The following is a 21,636-nucleotide window of genomic DNA, read 5'->3' as shown; positions in this document are numbered from 1 at the left end:
CCTAGGCGTCCTTCTGTACCCGTTTGCGCATCATGCCTTCCTGCGCGACGCTGGCGACCAGTTCGCCCTGGCGGTTGAAAATGCGGCCGCGGTTGAATCCGCGGCCGCCACCGCTCCACGGGGCGTCGGTGGCATAGAGTAGCCATTCATCCGCGCGTGCAGGGCGATGGAACCAGATCGCATGGTCGAGGCTGGCACCGACCAGTTCGCCGCGCATCCACGACAGGCCGTGCGGAAGCGCGCTGGTGCCCAGCAGCGTGTAATCGCTGGCATAGGCGATCACCGCGCGGTGCAGCGCTGCGTTCTGTTCGATCGGGGGCAGCGGGGCGACGGTGCGGAACCAGCTGTGCGCGCGCGGTTCGCGCGGTTCGCTGTTCATCCAGTGTAGCCGGTCGACCGTGCGCATGTCGATCGGGCGGGGGCGCAGGACGAGATTGCGCTGCTGCTCGGTCATGCGGTCACCCGCACGCTCGACCATCTTGTGGCGCATTTCCATATCGCTCTTCAGCTCTTCGGGCGGCGCGACATCGGGCATGGTCACATCGTCATGCGCCAGCCCGTCCTCGGGCCGCTGGAAGCTGGCGGTAAGGTTGAGAATTGGTCGCGGCGCGCCGCTATCGTCCGGCTGGCTCGCGACCACCCGGCGGTTGGCGAAGCTGCGCCCATCAAAATCGCGCGCGGTGTTGTAGGCGATATCGACACCTTCCTTGCCGCCGCGCAGGAAATAGGCGTGGAGCGAGTGTGCCTCGAGACCTTCCGGCGCGGTCGCCTGCGCCGCCTGCAGCGCCTGCGCGATGACCTGCCCGCCAAACACGCGCCCCACGCCATCGGGCTGTTTGAGGCCGCTAAAGGCGTCCTCGGCATCGCGGGAAACGGTCAGCAGGCGGATAAAGGCTGCGACGAGCTCTTCTGGTGTCTTTTCAATGCTCACGCCCAGCGGTTTGCGGGTGCTTTACGTTTGCGTCAAGCGTCACGGGCGCGCGATTGTCGGAAAGCGTAGACTGCCAGCCCGATGCTGATGAAAAGCTCGCGATATTCGGAGCTGTCGAAGATCATCACCATGGTATGCCCGAAGGCGAGCATGAATAGCTGGCCCGCTGCGACCCACACGGCCAGGGTGCTCCATAGCACCGTGCCATGCCGCGTGATGCTGCTGCGCGCAAAGGCGATGCAGACGGCAAGACCGATCCAGAACGCCGCCTGCACCGGCAGGAGCGTCCAGTGACTGTAAGTGAACACCAGCATCGGGGCGGAGACCGCCGCCACCGTGCGGTCGGGCAGGAAGGGCGCCAGCACGCGCACCAGGGGCCAGCGCGCCACTTCGCTTTCGCGCAGCAGGGGGAGCAGCATGAGGAAGATGCCGGTGCCCGAATACAGCGCCAGTTCGGTGATGTCGGTGTGGAAATTGTGCAGGTTGAATTCGCCCTGCCAATTGCGCGCGGCAACCGCTTCGGGCGTGTCGAAGCCGATCTGACGCTGGAACCAGCTGACCTCTTCCAGGGCCATGAGGGCGAACAGCGCGGTGAAGCCCGCAGCGATCACAACCGGGATCCAGCGGGGACCATGCGCCGGGGTAAGGCGAAGCACTGTGCGCAAACGCAGCGCCATCAATCCGGCGGCGCCGAACAGCAGCATGGCGGACAGCCATTCGATCGCGCTATCCTCTGCGCCGACGCGGGCAAAGGCGGCAGGGCTTATCCCCAGCAGGGCCTCACCAGCAACCGAAAGCAGCGTGACCGACCAGGCCAGCACCAATCCGCCGCCGCCTATCCGCTCGCTGCGTAGGCACGCCTGGGCCAGTGCCGCGACGAGCAGGAAGCTCGAGCCTGCGGTTACCAGCCTGCGCGCCCAGTGCCAGCCATCATGCACCGGCACTTCCTCGCGGGCGAAATGCCAGTCGAATACGCTTTGCTCATAAGCGGCCATGCCGACCATGAAACCGAGCCAGATGACTGCGCTGGTAAGGATGAACCATTGCGAGCGTGTCAAGCGGCACGCTCCCACCACGGGGACAGCAGCCGGGACAGCAGCGCGCCGCGCACGAACAGCAGATCGACCATTTCGGGCCCCGGCTGCGCGCCCATTTCGCTCTTGTATCCCGCGTCGCCCAGCCCCCAGCTGATGCGCGCGACACCCTGCTCGGCGGCGCGGGCGAAGTCGTCATACAGCAGGACGCGACCGGGCCCGAACTGGGTGAAGCGCTGGTCGTAATTGTTGGCGATGTAATAACGGACATCGCCCGCCTGAACCCCGAAGGTGAAGGCTGCGGGAGTGTCGCCGAGCCACATTAGACTGCCGAACAGCATGGCGGCCAGCTGCGGGTCCGCGCAGAGCGCTTCCCAATAGCCGCGCATCGCGGGGTTGCGGAACTTGGTATCGCCGCCATGGTCGAGCTGGCCGAGCCAGCTTGCCGCCTCGACCTGCGCCATCGCGTCGCGATGCGCGGGGGTCCAGTCGGTCCCGGTGAAGAACTCCACGCGCAGCGGTCCGCTTTCTTCCTCGAGCCTGCGCTTGCGCCACCGGTTCTTGCGCCGGGTCTTCGCCGATGGCCAATCGCCCTGCGCACCAAGCGCCGCGAGATCCAGTTCGAAGACCCGCCCGAGCGGACGCGACAGCATGTGCCAACCGGCCATCCGGGCGGCGGCGCTCAGCATTTCGAGTGACGGGTCGCCGGCCTCCACGGGCCCCAGCCGCCAGATCCGACCCAGCCGCTCGCGATGATCGCCCAGCGCTTGTGCGAGCGGCACCACCTGTACATCGCGGGCCAGGGGCACGCCGCGCAACGGCCAGTACCCGCCAGCCACTTCGCACAGGGTGAAGGGGCCCTTGCGGCGTTCGGTCAGTGCCAGTCCGGCAAGCGGCGCACCGTGCTTGTCGGCGAGGACAAAGCGATCGGGCGTGGGCGTGGCAGCGTCGAACCATGCAGCGCGCAGAAAACTGCGGCGCGCCGGGCCCTGCTCGGCCAGAGCGTCGAATAGCGCGCTGTCGTGAGTGCGCCGATCGCCGGACCCCATCCGCTCCATCGACAGCCTATCCCGGGGTCCCGAAGGCTTTGCGCCACGCGCGGAAGGCAAGGGATTTGGCAGTGTTCCGGGCAGGCCAGCGCCGGGGCGGGGCGGGGGTGATGCCGAGCTTGCGTACCAGGCCGTTGAAGCACCGCGCGCCAGCCTCGGCATAGCTCCATTCGCTGCGCCAGGTGATCGAAAGCGAGAGCGAGGGTTCCGACCCGTTGCGAACGAAATGCGGGGCCATCACCGGGACATAGACGGCTTCGCCCGGCTCGAGGGCGATGGCCAGGCCGCCGGACCGCAAACTCTCGTCCCAGGGCAATTCGCGCGGTCCGCCGAGATGATAGCTTTCATGCACCGTATCGGGTGCGTAACGCGTGTCGCCTGCGGGGAACTGCGTCATCACCTTCGTGCCCTTCACCTGCAGCAGGATGTTGTGCTCGGGATCGAAGTGATAGGGCGTCACCGCGTTCGGGCTGGAAATGAAAATGAACCCCTGCGGCGTCAGCATTTTGCCGGTGGCGGCCTCGATCGACGGTCGCAGTTCTTCGAGCAGCGCCATCAGCAAGGCTTCGTAGGCGGGAACCTGCTCGATGTTCTTGAGCACTGCCCAGCTGTTGCTGGTGGCGATATGCCGGATCGTTTCACCGATGGTCATGCCGTTGGTACCGGGCTTGCCGTCGATCCCGATCGGCAAATCGCCGCGATTGTACTCGACCGATGCGGCGGGCAGGTCCTCGCCCAATTGCGCAAGCCGGTCCAGCGACAGGCGCGCGTCGGCATCCAGCCGGTGGTGCAGGACATGCGGCGTCTCGGGATAGCCGCGGGCAAAGGCCGCCAGGGACTGTTGCGGGAAGACGCGGATCGCTGCTGCGGAGAGGGCGGGATCATGTTTGGTCACTGCCTTTTCCCCGTGCGGTAGAGCTCGATGGCCGTCAGCGCGGCCCCGATCCCGCGGCGGAGACGCCCGCCGATGGGGATGGTGAGCATCGCGATTTCGCGGCGGTCAGGCCAAATCTGTCCTATCATCGGGTGGTCCGGTGCTGCGCAACTGTCCGACAGCGTAACACTCTTGCATTCCAGAATGGCGAGGTTTTCGACCTGCAACAGCATTCCGGGTGAAAGTTTCGAGAGGCTCTCGTCATACGCCGTCTTGAAGCCGAAAGCGTGAGGGGGGGTGACGAAGCTGGTCAGCATGGCCACCGGGCGCCCGTCGAGATGGAAGGCGAGCCGTTCCAGTTTGCCCAGCTTGGCCGCTTCGGTCAGGCTGGCGCGAAACAGCGCTTCGGTCGTGGGCGCGCTAGCTATGGCGGAGCCCTGTTCCCCCTTCCAGCCGGCACGTTCGAGCGCGAGAAACTCGTCGATCCAGCGATCGATACCGGTTTCGTCAGTCTGGCGCGAGAAGACGAAATGCCCCGATTCTTCGAGGCGGCGGCGCTTGCGCTGCAGTTCCTTGCGCCTCTTTCTATCGAGCGCAGATCTGAGATGTTCCTGGGGCGCCGGTCCGGATTGCAGGGCGGCGCGTTCCACGCTCTGGACGACCCTCAGCTTGCGGCCCGTGGTGGCGGAAATGTCCTGCAGCGCGGCGTATGTGGCGCCGTCGGTCGGAACGTGCGTCAGATGCAGGAAGAGGCTGGCGCCGGCATGGCCATCGCACCAATCGAGCAAACTCTCCCAGAATGGGCTTGCATAGCCCTCCTTGACCAGCGGTTCGCCGCAGAACGCATTGGCGTGTACCCAATTGGCAAGGTGCGGCAGCGGCTGCCCGTGATAGTCCCTGTCGCGCATCAGCGGCATCAATCCGACCAGTTCGCCATCGGATACGTAGCAGGCCAGCAATATGCTGCCGGCTGGATCGAGGTGTCGGAGCGAATGGGCCAGAAACCATTCTTCGGCAAAGGGGTTCGGCGTGGCGCAATGTTTCGCGAGGCGGCGCCAATGTTCGGCAAAGCTGCTGCCGATAACCCCCGTCCACTCCAGGACCGAAAATCCTTCGGTGAGGGCTGCATCTGCGGGAAGCTCCCGAGCGCGATCGGACCATGCACCGGTCGCAAGATCGTCAATATGCGTCACTCGGCCCTCCTTTGGGGCGATAGCTTAGGGAGCAAGGCGCTTAAACTCGGTTAACGCGCTGAAAAGGATGGCGCTAAAAGGGAAGGGCGGCGGCACCTGGTGATGCCGCCGCCCCTCGACTTGGTTGGGTCGGAGATCAGCCCGCCGCAAGTGCTGCCAGCAGCAACAGGGCGACGATATTGGTGATCTTGATCATCGGGTTCACCGCCGGACCCGCGGTGTCCTTGTAGGGATCGCCCACGGTATCGCCGGTCACTGCGGCCTTGTGGGCTTCGCTGCCCTTGCCGCCGTGATGGCCGTCCTCGATATATTTCTTCGCATTGTCCCATGCACCGCCACCGGCGGTCATCGACAAGGCCACGAAGATCCCGCCGATGATCACGCCGAGGAGCAGGGCCCCGACAGCGGCGAAGGCGTTCTCCTGTCCAGCCAGGAAGTAGATCGCGTAGTAGACCACGATCGGCGCCAGCACGGGTAGCAATGAGGGCACGATCATTTCCTTGATCGCGGCCTTGGTCACGAGGTCCACCGTGCGGGCATAGTCGGGCTTGCTGGTGCCCGCCATGATCCCCGCATCGCCCGCGAACTGGTCGCGCACATCCTTGACCACGTCGCCGGCGGCGCGGCCCACGGCGGTCATGCCCATCGCACCGAACAGGTACGGGAGCAGTGCACCAAGCAGCAGGCCGACGATCACGTAGGGGTTTTCGAGGCTGAAATCGACGTCCGCATCGGGGAAGAACTCCGCGAGGTCGGTCGTATAGGCCGCGAACAGCACCAGTGCGCCCAGACCCGCCGAACCAATGGCATAGCCCTTGGTCACTGCCTTGGTGGTGTTGCCCACCGCGTCGAGCAGATCGGTCTTTTCGCGCACGCTGTCGTCGAGACCGGCCATTTCGGCGATCCCGCCGGCATTGTCGGTCACCGGACCATAGGCATCGAGCGCCACGACCATGCCTGCCAGCGCCAACATGGCGGTGGCCGCATAGGCGATCCCCATCAGCCCGGCGAGCTGGAAGGAGGCGATGATGCCGGCGACGATCACGATCGTCGGCAGCGCGGTCGATTCAAGGCTGATTGCCAGGCCCTGGATCACATTGGTGCCATGACCCGTCTCCGAAGCCTTGGCGATCGACTTCACCGGGCGGAAATTGGTGCCGGTGTAGTATTCGGTGATCCAGATGATCAGACCGGTGATGGCTAGACCGACGACCGAACTCCAGAACAGGTCCCAGCCGGTGAAGGTGCGAACCTGTTCGGCCATGCCTTCTTCCGCCAGCGGGGCGCCCGGGTCGATCCCGGCGGGTGCGCCGCCGATTTCGGTGGCCATCCCGCCAAGCGCCTGGTCCATGACCAGCCAGATCAGCGGTACCGCCAGCACGGCGGTGATGATGAAGCCCTTGTACATCGCGCCCATCACATTCGTGCTGCCCTTGCCGAGCTTCACGAAATAGGTCCCGATGATGCTGGTGACGATACATGCACCGCCGATCAGTAGCGGCAGGGTCATCATCGGCATGAGCAGGTCGCCCAGCGCGTCGCCGAACAGTAGCGCGGTGAGGACCATGGTGGCACCCACGGTGACGACATAGGTTTCGAACAGATCGGCAGCCATGCCCGCGCAGTCGCCGACATTGTCACCGACATTGTCGGCGATGACCGCAGGGTTGCGCGGATCGTCTTCGGGAATGCCCGCTTCGACCTTGCCGACGAGGTCGGCACCGACATCGGCGGCCTTGGTGAAAATCCCGCCGCCAAGACGCGCGAAGATCGAGATCAGCGAGGCACCGAAGGCGAGGCCGATGAGACCATCGATAACTTCACGGCTGTTGGGCGCATGTCCGCCCGGGCCGGTGAGGTACCAGAAGAACACCGCGATCGCGAGCAGCGCGAGGCCGGCCACGAGCATGCCGGTGATCGCGCCAGCCCGAAAGGCAAGGGTCAGGCCCTGCTGCAAGCCGCTTTGCGCGGCTGCCGCCGTACGGACGTTGGCGCGCACCGAGATGTTCATCCCGATGAAGCCCGCGAGGCCCGACAGGATCGCCCCGATAACAAAGCCGATCGTCGGAACGACGCCGAGGAACACGAATACCAGCACTGCCACGACTACGCCGACAAGCGCGATGGTGGTGTACTGACGTTTCAGATAGGCCTGAGCGCCTTCCTGGATTGCGGCCGCGATTTCCTGCATTCGCTCGTTGCCGGCGCCTGCGCCAAGCACCTGGCGGCTGGTGACGAAGCCGTACACGACGGCCACGAGTCCCAGCAGAATTGCTATGAGAACTAGGTCCACGAAATTTCCCCCTCCCGTTTGATTTTTATATTTATGCGACCCGCCGTGGGAAACGCCGGGGCGCGTGGGGGAAAGGTATAAGCGGCGCGGGTTGCGTGACAAGGCCGAAATGCGCAGCAATCGGAACCTGCCAGGCGCGTGCGGCGCAACCGATCAGTGGCGGTAGCCGAGACCGTCTTCGGGCGTGAGGATGTCCCCGTCCAGCGCGAGCTGGGCCGGACCGCCTGCAACCGTTCCGATACGCGTTGCGGGTACGGGCAGATCGGCGTTGGGCGACGCGGTGAACAGCAGCTGGTAATCGTCGCCCCAGCGCATGCATTCGTCCGCTCGTTCGGGGTCGGCGACAGGGATCGCGCCGCGATCGAGATCGAAGGCGACATTGCTCGCTTTGGCCATACGCCAGCCGTCGAGCAGCAGGCCGTCCGAGATATCCATCATTGCGCCGACATGCGGTGCCAGCGCATGCCCTTCGGCCAGCAGCGGACGGGGGCGGCGATAGGCAAGGTCGTTGGCGCTTCCCGATCCGCGATCGACCAGCCCCAGCATCGCCCGGCCAAGCGTGCCGGTGACGAATACCGCGTCGCCCGCGCGGGCGTTGCGGCGGTCGGGAGCGGGCGTGTGCGTGACCCTGCCGATAGCGGTACAGCCCCACACGCGGCGTCCATCGGCGCGCACCGTGTCCCCGCCCAACAGCGGGGCGGCATAGGTTTCGAGCACCTCGCGCAGGCCCGTCACGAAGCGTTCGTCGGCCTCACCCAGCATGTGCGATACAAGTACCCCGACGGGGGCGGCGCCTTTGGCGGCAAGATCCGACAGGTTCACCGCGACCAGTTTCCACGCGATATCGGCCGGGTCCTCGTCCTCGCGGACATGGACGCCCTGGACCAGCGTATCGTGTGTCAGGATAAGCTGTTCGCCGCCGATCTCGATAATCGCGGCATCATCGTCGAGGCCGCGCGCGGCGGGGGTGTCGGCCAGCGCCTTCAGCGCGGCGACGAACGCGCTTTCGTTCAGCGCCCCGCCTCTTTGGCCACTGCATCGAGAATGCCATTCACGAATTTCGCCTCGCGATCGTCGAAGAACGCCTTGGCGACATCGACATATTCGCTGATCGAACTGGCCTTGGGCACATCGGGCCGGGCGATCAGTTCGTAGGTGCCCGCGCGCAATATCTGCAGCATGGTCTTGTCGAGGCGCGCCAGCGTCCAGCCCTGCGCCAGACGCGCGGTCAGGCGCTCGTCGATTTCCTCGCGCCGCGCATCCACCCCGCCGACGATATCATCGAAGAAGTCGGTGTCGGCATCGGCATATTCCTCGTCCTCGATCACGCGGCCGAGGCGGTGCTGGTGGAATTCGTCGAGCAGGCGGGCAAGCTTGGTGCCCTCCATATGCTGCTGGTAAAGCGCCTGGACAGCGCCAAGGCGGGCGGCGCTGCGCGCCTGGGATTTTGGGTTCTGGCTCATTTCAGTCTCGTGGAAATCGATAGGGCATGCGCGGGGAGGCCTTCGGCTTCGGCCAGCTTTACCGCTGCGGGGCCGATGGCGGCCAGCGCGGCTTGGGAAGCATCGATAAAGCTGGTGCGCTTCATGAAATCGAGCACCGACAGCCCGCTGGCGAAGCGCGCGCGGCGACCGGTGGGAAGGACGTGGTTGGGGCCGGCGATATAGTCGCCCACCGCTTCGGGAGTATGCCGGCCGAGGAAGACGCTGCCGGCATGGCGCATCCGGTCGAACAGCGCCTGCGGGTCATCGACCATCAGTTCGACATGTTCCGCGGCCAGCCGATCGGCGAGAGCCGGTGCCTCTGAGAGATTGTCGACGAGCACGATCAGCCCGTGGTCATCCCAGCTTGTCTTGGCGGTCTTGGCAGTCGACAGCTTGCCCAGCGACACATCGATCGAATCCTCGACCTGCCGCGCCAGCTGCTCGCTATCGGTAATCAGGATCGACTGGCTGGTCGGGTCGTGTTCGGCCTGGCTGAGCAGGTCGGCGGCGATCCAGTCGGGATTGTTGTTGCCATCGGCGATCACGAGGATCTCGCTGGGCCCGGCGACCATGTCGATACCGACCACGCCGTACAGCTGGCGCTTGGCCTCGGCGACCCAGGCATTGCCCGGCCCGGCGATGACATCGACCTTGCCGATCCGCTTGGTGCCATAGGCGAGCGCGGCTACGGCTTGCGCCCCGCCGACCCGCCAGATTTCGTCCACGCCCGCGATATGCGCGGCGGCGAGCACGAGCGGATTGACCTCGCCCTTGGGGGTCGGGGTGGTGACCACCAGCCGTTCGACGCCCGCGACCTTGGCGGGAATCGCATTCATCAGCAGCGATGAGGGATAGGCCGCGCGTCCACCCGGAACATAAAGACCGGCCGCATCGACCGCGTTCCAGCGGGCACCCAGCCGCATGCCGATATCGTCGGTATAATCGCGATCCTCGGGCAATTGCCCTTCATGATAGGCGCGGATGCGGCTGGCCGCGAGTTCGAGCGCATCGCGCAATCCCGCATCGAGCGCGTCATAGGCGGCGTGGCACTCGGCGGGGTCGATGCGCCAGTCGCTGTCTTCACTCAGCCGGTGGTGATCGAAGCGCGTGGTGTAATCCACCAGCGCATCATCGCCGCGCTCGCGCACTTCGTTGATCATGTTCGCGACATCGCGGCCGACCTGGCCATCGCTCTCGCGCCGGTTGCGCACGATGCGCGCGAAGGCGTTCTCGAAGTCTTCAGCCGAAGTTCTCAGCCACTGCATCAGGCGGCCTCGCGTTTCGCTGCATCGGCGCGAAAGCCCTCGACCAGCGCGGCGACCCGCGGATCGGTTTTCAGCGCCGCCCGGTTGACGATCAGGCGCGCGGAAATGTCGAGGATGCGGCTGGTTTCGACGAGGCCGTTTTCGCGCAGGGTGGTGCCCGTCGAAACGAGATCGACGATCCGCCCCGCAAGGCCTAGCGCGGGGGCGATTTCCATCGCCCCGTTGAGCTTGACGCATTCGGCCTGGATGCCCTGCCGCTCGAAATGGCGGCGCGTGAGGTTGGGGTATTTGGTCGCGACGCGCAAATGGCTGGCGCCATCGACACTGGCGCCGCCTTCCCTGGGTTCGGCCACCGACAAATGGCAATGGCCGATGTCGAGATCGACGGGGGCGTAGAGATCGGCATAATCGAATTCCTCGATCACGTCCGATCCGACGATACCTAGCTGTGCCGCGCCATGCGCCACAAAGGTCGCCACGTCGAAAGCGCGCACGCGGATGAGGTGCATGTCCTCGCGCGTGGTGGCAAATGTCAGCGAGCGGTTGGCCTTGTCGTGAAAGCCATCTTCCGGCACCACGCCGGCACGCGCCATGACCGGCAGCGCCTCGTCGAGGATGCGGCCCTTGGGAACGGCGAAGGTCAGGCGATCATTCATGGAAAGCGCAGATAGGCAGCGGGGGTGTAAAGGGCAATGGCGATCGACAAGGCTCAGTATCGCGTAACCGAACCGGGGGCCATCGGCCCCGAGGCAGTGGCGCGGGCGTTCGAAAACCAGGTCGCCTATTGCCGCGACAGCGGGGCGCCGATTACCGCGCTGGTCTGCGAGGCGTTGTACCAATTGCTCGACACCGAACGCGGCGGGGCGGTGATGCGCCGGGTGCGGCGCTGGGCCGGACCGGCGCTGGCCGATGCCTTGCCCTTGCGTATCGCGGGCGGGCTGCATGCGCTGCACCTTGGGGGGGAAGAACCCGCGCTGGCCCCGATCTACGAAGGGCTGGGCCCCACCCATGCCGCCGAACTGATCGCCGATGCGATCGAGCGGCACGAACCCTATCTCATGCCCTGGCTCGACGGACCGCCGCAGACCAATGAGGCGGGGCGGTCGGCCAATTTCGCCGCGGCTTTCCTGTGGCTGGTGGATCGCGGTCTGCCCGCCGATCTAGACCTGCTCGAGATTGGATCGAGCGCAGGGATCAACCTGATGATGCGGCGCTATCGCTACGAATTGGGCGGGGTGGCGGTGGGGCCGAAGACCTCGCGCATGAAACTTGTGCCCGAATGGCGCGGGGAGGCGCCGCCTGCGCGCAGCTTCGATATCGTCGGCGCGCGAGGGTGCGATGTCGCCCCCGTGGACCTCACCGATCAGGCGCAAGCCTTGCGCCTGAAAGCCTACATCTGGCCCGAGTTTACCGAGCGTTTCGCGCGCATGGACGCCGCGGTCGAAGCCGCGAACACTTTCCCGCCCGAGATCGCGCGGATGAATGCGGCCGATTTTCTCGAGGCCCGGCTTGGCGAGCCGCAGCCCGAAGGGACCACGCGGGTGCTGATGCATTCGGTGGTCTGGCAATATATCCCCGCGGGTGAGCGCGAGCGGATCGTCGCCCTGATGGAAGCGGCCGGCAAGCGCGCGGGCGAAACCACGCCGCTTGCCTGGGTAAGTCTCGAGGCCAACCGCGACACCCACCAACACGAATTGACGGTGCGCTACTGGCCGGGCGGGGACAGCTGGCAGCAGCTTGCCACCGCGCATCCGCACGGCGCTTGGATCGAATGGGCCGGCTGATCAGGCGGTGCGTTCGAGAAACGCGTCGACCGCTGCGTTGAAGGCGGTGGGTGCTTCCCACTGAACGAAATGTCCACAGTCGGGGACTTGCACGACTTCCGGGTCCGCAATCACTTCGTCCAGCCCCTCGAGATTTGCCGGCGGCAGGGCCTCGTCGGCCATCGCCCAGATCACAAGAGTCGGCAGCGTAAGTTTCGGCAGCGGGTAGGGCTGGTAATCCTCGGGAAGGTCGTAGGGCGCATCGAGCGGCAACACCTCCATCGGGCTGGCGCGGTAATAGTTCAGCATTCCGAACGCGGCATCGGGATCGGACCAGTCCTTCAGCATTGCTGCGGCTTCATCTTCCTCGATCCTGCTCATGACCTGGCCTTCGAAGGCCTTCATCAGCAGCGGGGCAAGGCCATGTTCGCGCACCAGCGCATCATTTGCCGGGTCGCGGAACTCGGTAAAATACTGGCTCGCCTCGCGCTGCTGGCGATTGGTGTAGAGCAGCTTGGGAAACAGCACCGGATGCGGTGCATTGGCAATGATCGCGCGCGTGACGCGGCCGTTTGCCATGCCGCCATAGGCCACGCCCCACGCGATCGCGCCGCCCCAATCGTGACCGACGATGGTGAAAGTCTCGACCCCCAGCGCATCGGCGAGCAGGAACACATCGCCCACCAGCTTGTCGGGCGTATAGGCCTCGACCTCCTGCGGCTTGGACGACCCGCGATAGCCGCGCTGGTCGGGCGCGATGCAGCGAAAGCGGTCGGAGAAATGCGGGATCTGGTTGCGCCAGGTACGATGGCTTTCGGGAAAGCCGTGCAGGAAGATCAGCACGGGCGCATCGCGCGGGCCTTCGTCCACCACGTCGAGCTCGATGCCGTTCGCCAGCACCACGCGCTTCTGCTGCAGCGGCATGCTCAATTGTCTGCCTTCATCTTGTCCATATATCCGGCCGCGACCGTGCCCGCGACCTGGTCGAGCAATTGATCGGGTGTCCGGCGCAGTTCGCCCATCGCCTCTTCCACGCCTTCGGCGACGATGATCTCGCGCTGGTTGGCCTCCACCGCGTCGACGATCCGTTTGGCGGCCTCATTCGGGGCAATGCCGTTGTCGATCACCTTGTCGCTGCGTCCGCGCTTGCTGCCATTGGCGGTCAGCGCATTGCGGCTGACATCGGTGGCGACCGACCCGGGGCACACGACATGCACCGAAACACCCTGCTGCGACAGTTCAGCCCGAAGCGCGTCGGCATAACCGATGAGCCCGAACTTGGCCGCGCAATAGGCGGTGCGCATCGGCACGCCGACCTTGCCGGCGATCGAACTGATGAACAAGAGCGTGCCGCTCTGCCGCGCGACGAGATGGGGCAGCAGCGCCTGTGTCGCGGCGATCTGCGCGGTGAGGTCGATGTCGATGATCTCGCGGTATACCGCCATGTCGGTATCGACCGCCGCACTGCGCTGCGAAATACCCGCATTGGCGACGAAGATGTCCACCCCGCCGTGCCAGTCGATTGCCTGCTGCGTTGCCGCTTTCATCGCGGCCTCGTCGCGCACGTCGAAGGGCAGGATCAGCGTTTCGCCGTCGATACCGCCGGCGACCTGCGTCAGCCGCGCCGCGTCTCGGCCCGACAGGATGATACGCGCGCCGCGTGCTGCCCATTCACGCGCGAGCGCGGCGCCAATGCCGCTGCTCGCGCCCGTGATCCAGGCGGTCTTACCTTCGAAACTCATCATTCTCCCCCCTCAAGGATAGGTTACGGTCTTCGGCGCGCCCTCGGGCAGCGGGATGCGCTCATCCTCGTCTCCCGGGACTTTGGGAAAGCGGTCCTGGCGCCAATCCTGCTTCGCCTGCTCGATACGCTCGCGGCTCGAACTGACAAAATTCCACCACGCATGGCGCGGGGTGGTGAACGCCTCGCCGCCCATCAGCATCACTCGTGCACCGCCTGTGCTCGCCAGCGTCATGTCCCGCCCCGGCTGGAGCACGGCGAGCTCGAATTCCTTCAGCGCATGGCCATCGACGCTCGCGTCGCCGCCGACCAGCATGACCGCGCGTTCGTCGGCATCGTCTTCGAGCGGGATCGCGCCGCCCGCGCCCAACACGATCTCGGCATAGATCGTTGCTGCGTGAGTCGTCGTCGGCGCGCGTTCGCCCCACAGTTCGCCCATGATGACGATCGCCGTGGCGCGCCCGTCTTCGATCACCGGCAGGTCGGTAATCGCTTCGAAGGCAGGATCGATTTCCTCGCGCCCGTCGGGCAGCGCCAGCCAGGTCTGCATACCGTACAGCTTGGGTCCGCCCCTGCGTTCCGCATCGGGCGAGCGTTCCGAATGGACGATGCCGCGCCCGGCGGTCATCAGATTGACCTGTCCGGGGCGGATGGTCGAAAACGTGCCGAGGCTGTCGCGGTGGTCGATCGCGCCTTCGAACAGCCAGGTCACCGTGGCGAGATTGATGTGCGGGTGCGGGCGGACATCCATGCCCGCGCCAAGATCGAGCTGTGCGGGACCGAACTGGTCGACGAAGATGAATGGCCCGACCATGCTGCGCTGGCGCGCGGGCAGCACGCGGTGGACCGTAAACTGGCCGAGATCGTGCGTAGTCGGGACAAGGACCTGGTCGATCTGGCTCATCTTCGCGAACCTCCTAGCTGGTCGGGGCCGAAGCCTGGATGGCCAGCGCATGGACACGCTCGCCGGGGATGTCGCCAAGCGCGCGGTTCACCATCCGCTGGCGTTCGAGGCGGCTCTGGTCGGCAAAGGCGGCGGCTTCGATCACCACGGTGAAATGCGATTCGCCGCTGCCGTCGTCGCCCGAATGGCCGGCATGCTTGGCGCTGTCATTGATCACTTCGAGCCGGGTCGGGCTGAATGCCTGGCTCAAAAGGCGTTCCATTTCCTGCTGGACGGGTCCTGACACGGGTTCGAATCTCCTCTTTGGGGGTTTCCTTAGCGCACTTCGCTCCCCATCCTAGAACGAATGCGCCAGACAAAGTTTCACGGACAACATGCAGGCTCGGGCCGGGTCTGCGCCCATCCCACCTGCGACGAGCCGGGCGAATTTCGCGCGCCCAGCGGGCAGGGCCACGGTTTCGACGGGCCCGCCGAATGGCGCTGGCTGTGTCTCGACCATGTGCGCGAATTCAATGCGGGCTATGACTGGTTCGAAGGCATGAGCGCCGAGGAAATCTTCGCCGCGCAGGCGCCGGGCGCGGGCTGGCGCACCGAAAGCCCGAGCTTTCGCCCCACCGCCGGGGTGGACGGCATGCCGCGCTGGGCCGATTTCACCGATCCGCTCGATGCAATCTCCGCGCGCGCCAGCGGGATCAAGAGCCGCGCGCGCCGCGAAGCCGAAATGGCGATGGACGGCCGCTTCAGCCGCGAGGAAGCCGAGGCGCTCGAAACCATGGGGCTGGGGCTCGACGTCGACCGGCGCGGCCTGCGCCGCCGCTATTCCGAACTCGTGCGCCGTTACCACCCCGACCGCAACGGCGGCGACCGCCAGCACGAAACGCGGCTCAACCGCGTAGTCGAAGCCTATCAGATGCTGCGCAAATCACGCGCGATCGCCTGACCCGCCTACCAGGTGCCATTGGCAATCCGCGCTTGCCGTTCCGCTTCGCGGTCGCTGGTGCTCGGTGTGAGCGCGTCGGCAGGGTATGCCGGCAAATCGCCGTCCGGGGCATAGCTGGCAATGATTGTCCCCTTGTCGGTGACGTAGTGGTCGGTCATGCCCAGCTTGCGAGCCGGCGTTTCCGCCCCGAACCAGCGTTTGCCGCGGCCCAGGATTACCGGATAGGTTATGAGGATCAGTCGATCGAGCAAACCGGCGCCCAGCAGGCCGGGGTAGATCGATCCCGAACCTTGCACGATCAGGTCCGGGCCCTCGCTCTCCTTTAGCTTGGCCACCTCCTCCCAATCCGTCAGGCGGCGGCTGTTCTCCCACGGCAGCGGGGCGTTGCTACCGGTGAGCACATATTTGTTGGCGTGGGAAAATGCCTTGCCCAGCGCTGCCTCGGGCCCTTCGATATACGGCCAATAGGCGGCAAAGATATCGTAGGTCCGGCGGCCAAGCAGCAGATCGTATGCGCCGCCGAACAACTCGCCCAAGGTCTGGTTCACGCCGTCGTCCGGAAGCTTGAACAGCCAACCACCTTGGTCGAACCCGTTGGTGGGGTCTTCGGTTGGCCCGCCGGGTGCCTGGATCACTCCATCGAGGGAAACGAATAGCGAACCGGTAATCTTGCGTGCCATATCAGTCTCCGCGTTTGGCGGCTTCGATCGCGGCGATGTCGATCTTCTTCATCGTCAGCATCGCTTCCTGTGCGCGCTTCGACGCCGCGGGATCGGGATCGGTCAGCGACGCCATCAAGGCGCGGGGCGTGATCTGCCAGCGATAGCCCCATTTGTCCTTGCACCAGCCGCACATGATTTCCTCGCCGCCATTGCCGACAATCGCATCCCAGTAGCGGTTGGTCTCTGCCTGGTCCTCGGTATAGACCTGCAGCGAGTAGGCATCGTTGGGGACGGGGTGCGGCCCCGCATTGAGCAGCGCGTACGGTATGCCGAGCAAGGTCATCTCGACGATCTGGACCTCGCCGGCCTTGGTGCCGGGCACGTCGTTTACGGGGCGCACGAGATTGTCGATTCGGCTGTCGGGGAATGTTTCGGCATAAAACCGCGCCGCGTCCTCCGCCTCGCTGTCGAACCACAGAAATACACTCGCCTTGCGTGCCTCAGGCATCGGCGGCCTCCCGCTGTGCGATCAGGTCGTTGTCGATTGCCTTTGCGGCCATGTACGCCTCGCGCGTGCGCAACCGTTCGGCATAGGCGGCGAAGGCATCGCGCTGCGGCAGGGTGCCAAACGCAAGGCCCCAGTCGACCTGGCTGCCGACATAGACGTCGGCCATCGTGAAACGATCGCCGCACACGTAATCGCGCCCGGTCAGCATGGTTTCGAAGGCGTCGACCATGCGTTCGTAGCTGCCAAAGCCCAGCGAGCCTTCCTTTTGCGGATCGATCGCCCAGCCCATCGAATTGGCGATGATGGCTTGCTCTACCGGCCCGGCGGCAAAGAACAGATAGCGGAAATATCGCGCTTTTTCATGTGCTTCGGGAAGTAGGCCGGTATCGGGGTGCATTTCTGCAAGGTAGTGGCAAATCGCGGCAGCCTCGGTCACGACATGATCGTGATCGCGGTGATGGTGGACCAGAGTGGGCACCTTGCCCATCGGGTTGGCCGCAATGAACGCTGCGGGCTTGCCCTCCGTCGGGCCGTATTCGACGATCTGCTGTTCGTAATCCGCACCCGCTTCGTGCAGTGCCCAGCGGACGATCTGCCCGCGGCTCATCGGATTGGTGTAGAATGTATAATCCGCCATTTTCCCAGCTTCCCTACTTGCCGATCAGCGAGACCATCGCACCCTGCGGATCGACCGCCTGGAGCGCAAATTCGCCGCCCGGAATTTCCATCGGCCCGTTGACGACCTGCCCGCCGTTTGTCTCGAAATAAGCCTTCGCCGCGCCGATTTCGGGGACGCGGAAATAGTAGCACCACAGCGACACCGGCATCTGTTCAGGCCGCGCCATCATTGCGCCAAGCCCGTAATCGGCATGGTTGTAAATCTGGTAGAGGCCCAATTCGCCCATCTCCATCGCCTCGCCCTTCTGCCAGCCGAACAGCGCGGAATAGAACACGCCCGCTGCGTCCGGGTCTTCGGTGACCAGTTCGTTCCAGGCGCAATGCCCGTCGCGGGGTTCGTGCTTGGCGAAGGATTCGCTGCCTTCGCCTTCGGGCTGCATCAGGTAGAAGGGGGCACCCTGCGGATCGGCGACCATTGCCATATGGCCCACGCCGTCGAGGTGGTTGGGTCCCATGAACAGCTGGCCGCCCCTGTCCTTCAGCGCGGCAATCGAAGCGCCGATATCGTCGACCGCGATATAGCCGATCCACGCCGGGCGCGCGCCGCCCTGCAACATCTCCTCGCTCAATTGCATCATGCCGACCACTTCGGTGCCCGCCATGCTGCCGATCCGGTAATCGACATCCGGCGTGCCGCTATCGGTGAAGGTCCAGCCGATCAGCGGTTCGTAGAACGCCTGCGCCGCATCAGCATCCGTGGTCATCAGCTCGTACCACACGAAATCGCCCTGGGCGTTGGTCATGGTCATGCTCCCTTGAGTTCGGCGACGGGGGCGAACCCGCCGAAGATCAACCGCTTGCCGTCGAACGGCATTGGGTTCTTCTCCTGATCCATCCGCTCATCGGAGAAGTCCTCGGACATCATCTTCGCCATGGCGGCATCGCGGGTCTGCTTGTCCGGCCATTCGATCCAGGAGAACACCACGGCCTCGTCATCCTTGGCCTTCACTGCCTTGCGGAAGTCGGTGGTTTCGCCGTCAGGCACGTCATCGCCCCAGCATTCGATCACGCGTTTCGCGCCTAAGTCGATGAAAACACTGTCCGCCATTTCGGCATGCGCAGTGAACTTGTCCTTGTTGGTGGTGGGGACCGCCATCACAAATCCGTCGATATACATCTGTTCGTTCCTCCAGTCTGGTGTCAGGCCATCGCTTCGGCGGGCGGACCTTCGGCGGCCATCTGCGGGTCCATCCAGCTGATCTCGAAGATATGGCCGTCGGGATCTTCGAAGCTGCGCCCGTACATGAAGCCCATTTCCTGCACCGGCGTTGGGTCGAGCCGACCACCGGCGGCCCCGGCCTGCGCGACCATGGCATCGACCTCGTCCCTGCTGTCGCGAATCAGGCACAGCAGGACCTGCGCCGCTTTGGGCGCATCGACAATCTGCTTGTCGGTGAAGGTCTTCCAGAAATCATGCCTCAGCAGCATGAAGTGAATTGTGTCCGACCACACCATGCACGAAGCCTGCTCATTGCTGAACTTGGGGTTCTTGGTGAAACCGACCGCCTCGTAAAACGCCGTGGATCGTGCCAAGTCCGTGACCGGCAGGTTTACGAATATCAACTTGCTCATGACGCTCTCCCTAAAGGGCCCGACCGACTCGGACCTTGAGTGTGATGCGTTGATGAGTTACTAAAAGCAACTATGAAGTTACAAAAAGAAACTATGGGTCACGGAAAATGGTACGACGACGCTTGCGGAACGGCGTTTGCGATGGAGCTGGTGGGTGAACGCTGGGCGCTGCTCGTTGTCAGGGAACTCATGTTCGGTGCCCGGCGGTTTTCCGACCTGCGCGCCAGGCTGCCGGGCATTTCCGCGAAGGTACTGACCGAACGGCTGGCAGGGCTGGAGGAAGCAGGCGTGCTGAACCGGCGCAAGCTGCCGCCGCCGGTATCGGCGCAGGTCTATGAACTGACCGAATGGGGTTATCGCGCCGAACCGCTGGTGCAGGAGCTGGGGCGCTGGGCGGCGATGTCGTCACGGCACGATCCCACGCTGCCGCTTTCGCCGGTATCGCTGATGCTGTCGATGCGCACGATGTTCGATCCCGCCAAGGCCGCGGGCATGCAGGCGACGATCGGCTTCGACATCGGGGGCGAAACCTTCGTCGCGCGCATGGCTGATGGCCGACTGCCGATCGAGCGCGCCGATCCGGGTATTGCCCAGGCGGTGTTCCGCGCGCCCGGCGCCCCCGTTTTGGCGGGCTTGCTCTATGGCGGGGTAGGAGCCGACGAGCTAGAGCGCGATGCCGGACTGGTTATCGAGGGGGACCGCGATCTGGCGCTCGCCTATGCCGATATCTTCGAATTGCCCGCGCCGATCGCCTAGGTCTGGCGAAACGCCCAGCGCAGCGTCTTGCCCATGCCCCAGGTCGCCGCACGCGCGGGGATCGCCGCCAGCCCGGGTCGTTCGAGACCGAGCATCGAGCGCGCGAACGGTGGCAGCAGCGCCACCGCTTCGGCGCCGAGCAGCGTCTGGACCGCGGGCGGGGCGCCCTTGGGGCGCTGACTGAGCAGGAGATCGGCGACCTCGCGCGCGGCGGGCGATGCGGCCAGGTCGCTGCGCAATTCGCGAAAGATCGCTTCGGCTTCGGCGCGGTTCGTCGGCACCGGGTCGGCACCCAGCGCCAGTGCGATAACCGCGAACTGGCGATAGTATTCGTCCTGTTCGTCGCCCGGCATGTCGGGCCGCACATGGCGCAGATAGGCGGCGAGGAAGCTGGTCGCTTCGGCCACATGCACCCACGCCAGTACGCGCGGATCGCTGGCGGAATAGGGCGATCCGTCGGGCAATGTCCCGCCGACCGCAGCGTGGATGCGGTTGACGCGGTCGATCGCCGCCTGTGCATCGTCCCGGTGGCCGAAGGTCGTCACCGCGATGAACCGTGCGGTCCGCCGCAGCCGTCCGTGCATGTCGCTGCGGAAGTTCGAATGGTCGAGCACGCCTTGGAGCGCATGCGGATGCAGCATCTGCAGCAGCAGGCCGCGGATCCCGCCGACCATCATTGCCACGATATCGGCATGGACCATCCGGATCGGCGTGTCCCTGGCGAACAGTGCCTCGTCCGACGGCGGGACCGGCTGCTGCCCGCTCTCCACGTCGTTGAACACGCCGCGCACCTGCTCGACGAGCTTGAGGCGCAGGCGTTCGGACAAGGGGATCGGCGGCATCGGCGCGACTATGCGACCGCTTGCAAGGGGAGTCGAGGGATGCTTGGGCCGGGGTGCAATTTCGTTGCTTGCAGCTACCTATCCATCCCGCTACCCCGCCACACGCGATGAACGATATGACCGACAAGAGCTTCGACGCTTCCGCCAAGACCGTCCTCCCCGCGCCCGACACCACTGTCGACGTGCGCGAAACCTTCGGGATCGATATCGACTGGCAGGTGCCCGCCTTCTCCAAGCCGGACGAGCGCACGCCCGACCTCGACGAATCCTACGTGTTCGACCCGGACACGACGCTGGCGATCCTGGCAGGCTTCGCGCACGATCGCCGCGTGATGGTGCAGGGCTATCACGGCACGGGCAAATCGACGCATATCGAACAGGTCGCCGCGCGGCTCAATTGGCCGTGCATCCGTATCAACCTCGATGCGCATATCAGCAGGATCGACCTTGTCGGGCGCGACGCCATCGTCCTGCGCGACGGATTGCAGGTCACCGAATTTCGCGAAGGCTTGCTGCCGTGGGCGCTGCAGCACCCGGTGGCGCTGGTGTTCGACGAATATGACGCGGGCCGCCCAGACGTGATGTTCGTGATCCAGCGCGTGCTCGAACAGCAGGGCAAGCTGACGCTGCTCGACCAGAACCGCGTCATCCGCCCCGATCCGGGCTTTCGCCTGTTCGCCACCGCCAACACGGTCGGGCTGGGCGATACCTCGGGCCTCTATCACGGCACGCAGCAGATCAACCAGGGCCAGATGGACCGCTGGAACATCGTCGTCGGCCTCAACTACCTGCCCGCTGAAACCGAGCAGAGAATCGTCGAGGCCAAGAACCCCGATATCGATCCCAAGATCCTTGCCGACATGATCAAGGTCGCCGATTTGTCGCGGCAGGGCTTCATCAATGGCGATATCAGTACCGTGATGAGCCCGCGGACGGTCATCACCTGGGCGCAGAATTACGCCATCTTCAAGGATGTCGGCTTCTCCTTCCGCCTGTCCTTCCTCAACAAATGCGACGAGGAAGAGCGCATGCTGGTGGCCGAATACTACCAGCGCGTGTTTGGCGACGACCTGCCCGAGAGCGTGGTTGGCAAGAGTTAAGGCGAGACCCCCTATCCCTGCCTGTATTGTTCAGTTAACACAGTAGG

General features: G+C 64.9%; 25 protein-coding genes. 4 read left to right on the top strand and 21 right to left on the bottom strand.

Going from position 1 to position 21,636, the window contains the following annotated elements; all coding sequences use genetic code 11:
- Position 1: 1 nt before the first annotated feature.
- The 10 genes from J2S32_RS05270 to hisG all read right to left on the bottom strand — a co-directional run bounded on the left by J2S32_RS05270 (position 2) and on the right by hisG (position 10,779).
- Positions 2-931 carry an acyl-CoA thioesterase gene (locus tag J2S32_RS05270; RefSeq protein WP_253517475.1) on the bottom strand — a complete coding sequence of 310 codons (930 nt, stop codon included), beginning with the start codon at positions 929-931 and terminating at the stop codon, positions 2-4.
- A 32-nt stretch (positions 932-963) separates the two neighbouring features.
- On the bottom strand, positions 964-1,989 hold the full coding sequence (locus J2S32_RS05265; protein WP_253517466.1) for a hypothetical protein: 1,026 nt from the start codon (positions 1,987-1,989) through the stop codon (positions 964-966).
- The gene (locus J2S32_RS05260) at positions 1,986-3,014 is read right to left on the bottom strand and encodes a GNAT family N-acetyltransferase (protein WP_253517464.1); all 1,029 of its coding nucleotides are present in this window, start codon (positions 3,012-3,014) and stop codon (positions 1,986-1,988) included. The genes J2S32_RS05265 and J2S32_RS05260 overlap by 4 nt, the downstream gene beginning before the upstream one ends.
- A 16-nt stretch (positions 3,015-3,030) precedes the next feature.
- A complete protein-coding gene (locus tag J2S32_RS05255) occupies positions 3,031-3,909 on the bottom strand; it encodes a cupin-like domain-containing protein (protein ID WP_437181917.1) in 879 nt (292 codons plus the stop codon).
- Positions 3,906-5,081 (bottom strand): GNAT family N-acetyltransferase, encoded by a 1,176-nt coding sequence (locus J2S32_RS05250; RefSeq protein ID WP_253517462.1) that lies wholly within the window; start codon positions 5,079-5,081, stop codon positions 3,906-3,908. The genes J2S32_RS05255 and J2S32_RS05250 overlap by 4 nt, the downstream gene beginning before the upstream one ends.
- 136 nt (positions 5,082-5,217) lie before the next feature.
- Positions 5,218-7,374, bottom strand: a complete 2,157-nt coding sequence (locus tag J2S32_RS05245) for a sodium-translocating pyrophosphatase (RefSeq protein WP_253517460.1) — start codon at positions 7,372-7,374, stop codon at positions 5,218-5,220.
- Between the two features lie 153 nt (positions 7,375-7,527).
- A complete protein-coding gene (gene thiL, locus J2S32_RS05240; protein WP_301299045.1) occupies positions 7,528-8,352 on the bottom strand; it encodes a thiamine-phosphate kinase in 825 nt (274 codons plus the stop codon).
- A gap of 32 nt (positions 8,353-8,384) precedes the next feature.
- Positions 8,385-8,837 carry a transcription antitermination factor NusB gene (gene nusB, locus J2S32_RS05235; protein WP_253517458.1) on the bottom strand — a complete coding sequence of 151 codons (453 nt, stop codon included), beginning with the start codon at positions 8,835-8,837 and terminating at the stop codon, positions 8,385-8,387.
- The gene (gene hisD / locus J2S32_RS05230) at positions 8,834-10,123 is read right to left on the bottom strand and encodes a histidinol dehydrogenase (RefSeq protein ID WP_253517457.1); all 1,290 of its coding nucleotides are present in this window, start codon (positions 10,121-10,123) and stop codon (positions 8,834-8,836) included. Before hisD ends, nusB begins: the two co-directional genes overlap by 4 nt.
- Positions 10,123-10,779: an ATP phosphoribosyltransferase gene (gene hisG / locus J2S32_RS05225; RefSeq protein ID WP_253517450.1), complete on the bottom strand. Its 657-nt coding sequence runs from the start codon at positions 10,777-10,779 to the stop codon at positions 10,123-10,125. Before hisG ends, hisD begins: the two co-directional genes overlap by 1 nt.
- 36 nt (positions 10,780-10,815) lie before the next feature.
- Between hisG and J2S32_RS05220 the strand changes: the two genes are divergently transcribed.
- Positions 10,816-11,907 (top strand): DUF2332 domain-containing protein, encoded by a 1,092-nt coding sequence (locus tag J2S32_RS05220; protein ID WP_253517447.1) that lies wholly within the window; start codon positions 10,816-10,818, stop codon positions 11,905-11,907.
- Here the strand turns inward: J2S32_RS05220 and J2S32_RS05215 are convergent, their stop codons facing one another.
- The 4 genes from J2S32_RS05215 to J2S32_RS05200 are packed head-to-tail and all read right to left on the bottom strand — an operon-like array spanning position 11,908 to position 14,817.
- Entirely contained in the window at positions 11,908-12,810 is a 903-nt protein-coding gene (locus tag J2S32_RS05215) for an alpha/beta fold hydrolase (RefSeq protein ID WP_253517444.1), read from the bottom strand.
- A gap of 2 nt (positions 12,811-12,812) precedes the next feature.
- Positions 12,813-13,628: an SDR family NAD(P)-dependent oxidoreductase gene (locus J2S32_RS05210; RefSeq protein WP_253522945.1), complete on the bottom strand. Its 816-nt coding sequence runs from the start codon at positions 13,626-13,628 to the stop codon at positions 12,813-12,815.
- Positions 13,629-13,640: 12 nt separating this feature from the next.
- The gene (locus tag J2S32_RS05205) at positions 13,641-14,531 is read right to left on the bottom strand and encodes a pirin family protein (RefSeq protein ID WP_253517442.1); all 891 of its coding nucleotides are present in this window, start codon (positions 14,529-14,531) and stop codon (positions 13,641-13,643) included.
- A 13-nt stretch (positions 14,532-14,544) separates the two neighbouring features.
- Positions 14,545-14,817 (bottom strand): BolA family protein, encoded by a 273-nt coding sequence (locus J2S32_RS05200; RefSeq protein WP_253517439.1) that lies wholly within the window; start codon positions 14,815-14,817, stop codon positions 14,545-14,547.
- 60 nt (positions 14,818-14,877) lie between these two features.
- On the opposite strand from J2S32_RS05200, the gene J2S32_RS05195 reads away from it, so the two are divergent.
- On the top strand, positions 14,878-15,471 hold the full coding sequence (locus tag J2S32_RS05195; protein WP_253517436.1) for a J domain-containing protein: 594 nt from the start codon (positions 14,878-14,880) through the stop codon (positions 15,469-15,471).
- Between the two features lie 5 nt (positions 15,472-15,476).
- Here J2S32_RS05195 and J2S32_RS05190 read toward each other — a convergent pair whose 3' ends face one another.
- Genes J2S32_RS05190 through J2S32_RS05165 form a run of 6 tightly spaced genes read right to left on the bottom strand, consistent with a single transcriptional unit; the run spans position 15,477 to position 18,891 of the window.
- Positions 15,477-16,151 (bottom strand): dihydrofolate reductase family protein, encoded by a 675-nt coding sequence (locus J2S32_RS05190; RefSeq protein ID WP_253517423.1) that lies wholly within the window; start codon positions 16,149-16,151, stop codon positions 15,477-15,479.
- A gap of 1 nt (position 16,152) precedes the next feature.
- Positions 16,153-16,641, bottom strand: a complete 489-nt coding sequence (locus J2S32_RS05185) for a VOC family protein (RefSeq protein WP_253517420.1) — start codon at positions 16,639-16,641, stop codon at positions 16,153-16,155.
- A complete protein-coding gene (locus J2S32_RS05180) occupies positions 16,634-17,278 on the bottom strand; it encodes a glutathione S-transferase family protein (RefSeq protein WP_253517415.1) in 645 nt (214 codons plus the stop codon). The genes J2S32_RS05185 and J2S32_RS05180 overlap by 8 nt, the downstream gene beginning before the upstream one ends.
- A 13-nt stretch (positions 17,279-17,291) precedes the next feature.
- A complete protein-coding gene (locus J2S32_RS05175; RefSeq protein WP_253517408.1) occupies positions 17,292-18,062 on the bottom strand; it encodes a VOC family protein in 771 nt (256 codons plus the stop codon).
- Positions 18,063-18,064: 2 nt separating this feature from the next.
- A complete protein-coding gene (locus J2S32_RS05170; RefSeq protein ID WP_253517397.1) occupies positions 18,065-18,436 on the bottom strand; it encodes a DUF1428 domain-containing protein in 372 nt (123 codons plus the stop codon).
- A 23-nt stretch (positions 18,437-18,459) separates the two neighbouring features.
- On the bottom strand, positions 18,460-18,891 hold the full coding sequence (locus tag J2S32_RS05165; protein WP_253517394.1) for a VOC family protein: 432 nt from the start codon (positions 18,889-18,891) through the stop codon (positions 18,460-18,462).
- Between the two features lie 93 nt (positions 18,892-18,984).
- Here J2S32_RS05165 and J2S32_RS05160 point away from each other — a divergent pair, with 93 nt between their 5' ends.
- Positions 18,985-19,647: a winged helix-turn-helix transcriptional regulator gene (locus J2S32_RS05160; protein WP_253517392.1), complete on the top strand. Its 663-nt coding sequence runs from the start codon at positions 18,985-18,987 to the stop codon at positions 19,645-19,647.
- On the opposite strand, the gene J2S32_RS05155 is transcribed toward J2S32_RS05160, so the two are convergent.
- Positions 19,644-20,489 (bottom strand): oxygenase MpaB family protein, encoded by an 846-nt coding sequence (locus J2S32_RS05155; RefSeq protein ID WP_253517390.1) that lies wholly within the window; start codon positions 20,487-20,489, stop codon positions 19,644-19,646. The genes J2S32_RS05160 and J2S32_RS05155 overlap by 4 nt on opposite strands.
- Before the next feature lie 107 nt (positions 20,490-20,596).
- Here J2S32_RS05155 and cobS point away from each other — a divergent pair, with 107 nt between their 5' ends.
- Positions 20,597-21,589 (top strand): cobaltochelatase subunit CobS, encoded by a 993-nt coding sequence (gene cobS, locus J2S32_RS05150; protein ID WP_253517388.1) that lies wholly within the window; start codon positions 20,597-20,599, stop codon positions 21,587-21,589.
- Positions 21,590-21,636: the final 47 nt, after the last annotated feature.

It is taken from the genome of Qipengyuania citrea, assembly GCF_024171405.1.
Taxonomy (GTDB): domain Bacteria; phylum Pseudomonadota; class Alphaproteobacteria; order Sphingomonadales; family Sphingomonadaceae; genus Qipengyuania; species Qipengyuania profunda.
This window is presented reverse-complemented; position numbering and strand designations above follow the sequence as displayed.

Coding starts and splice junctions, on each gene's coding strand:
- J2S32_RS05205 (WP_253517442.1), bottom strand. CDS start 14,531: ATGAGCCAGATCGACCAGGTCCTTGTCCCGACTACGCACGATCTCGGC.
- J2S32_RS05175 (WP_253517408.1), bottom strand. CDS start 18,062: ATGACCAACGCCCAGGGCGATTTCGTGTGGTACGAGCTGATGACCACG.
- hisG (WP_253517450.1), bottom strand. CDS start 10,779: ATGAATGATCGCCTGACCTTCGCCGTTCCCAAGGGCCGCATCCTCGAC.
- hisD (WP_253517457.1), bottom strand. CDS start 10,123: ATGCAGTGGCTGAGAACTTCGGCTGAAGACTTCGAGAACGCCTTCGCG.
- J2S32_RS05190 (WP_253517423.1), bottom strand. CDS start 16,151: ATGGCACGCAAGATTACCGGTTCGCTATTCGTTTCCCTCGATGGAGTG.
- J2S32_RS05220 (WP_253517447.1), top strand. CDS start 10,816: ATGGCGATCGACAAGGCTCAGTATCGCGTAACCGAACCGGGGGCCATC.
- J2S32_RS05180 (WP_253517415.1), bottom strand. CDS start 17,278: ATGGCGGATTATACATTCTACACCAATCCGATGAGCCGCGGGCAGATC.
- nusB (WP_253517458.1), bottom strand. CDS start 8,837: ATGAGCCAGAACCCAAAATCCCAGGCGCGCAGCGCCGCCCGCCTTGGC.
- J2S32_RS05215 (WP_253517444.1), bottom strand. CDS start 12,810: ATGCCGCTGCAGCAGAAGCGCGTGGTGCTGGCGAACGGCATCGAGCTC.
- J2S32_RS05170 (WP_253517397.1), bottom strand. CDS start 18,436: ATGTATATCGACGGATTTGTGATGGCGGTCCCCACCACCAACAAGGAC.
- J2S32_RS05155 (WP_253517390.1), bottom strand. CDS start 20,489: ATGCCGCCGATCCCCTTGTCCGAACGCCTGCGCCTCAAGCTCGTCGAG.
- J2S32_RS05195 (WP_253517436.1), top strand. CDS start 14,878: ATGCGCCAGACAAAGTTTCACGGACAACATGCAGGCTCGGGCCGGGTC.
- J2S32_RS05160 (WP_253517392.1), top strand. CDS start 18,985: ATGGGTCACGGAAAATGGTACGACGACGCTTGCGGAACGGCGTTTGCG.
- J2S32_RS05165 (WP_253517394.1), bottom strand. CDS start 18,891: ATGAGCAAGTTGATATTCGTAAACCTGCCGGTCACGGACTTGGCACGA.
- cobS (WP_253517388.1), top strand. CDS start 20,597: ATGAACGATATGACCGACAAGAGCTTCGACGCTTCCGCCAAGACCGTC.
- J2S32_RS05260 (WP_253517464.1), bottom strand. CDS start 3,014: ATGGGGTCCGGCGATCGGCGCACTCACGACAGCGCGCTATTCGACGCT.
- J2S32_RS05210 (WP_253522945.1), bottom strand. CDS start 13,628: ATGAGTTTCGAAGGTAAGACCGCCTGGATCACGGGCGCGAGCAGCGGC.
- J2S32_RS05185 (WP_253517420.1), bottom strand. CDS start 16,641: ATGCCTGAGGCACGCAAGGCGAGTGTATTTCTGTGGTTCGACAGCGAG.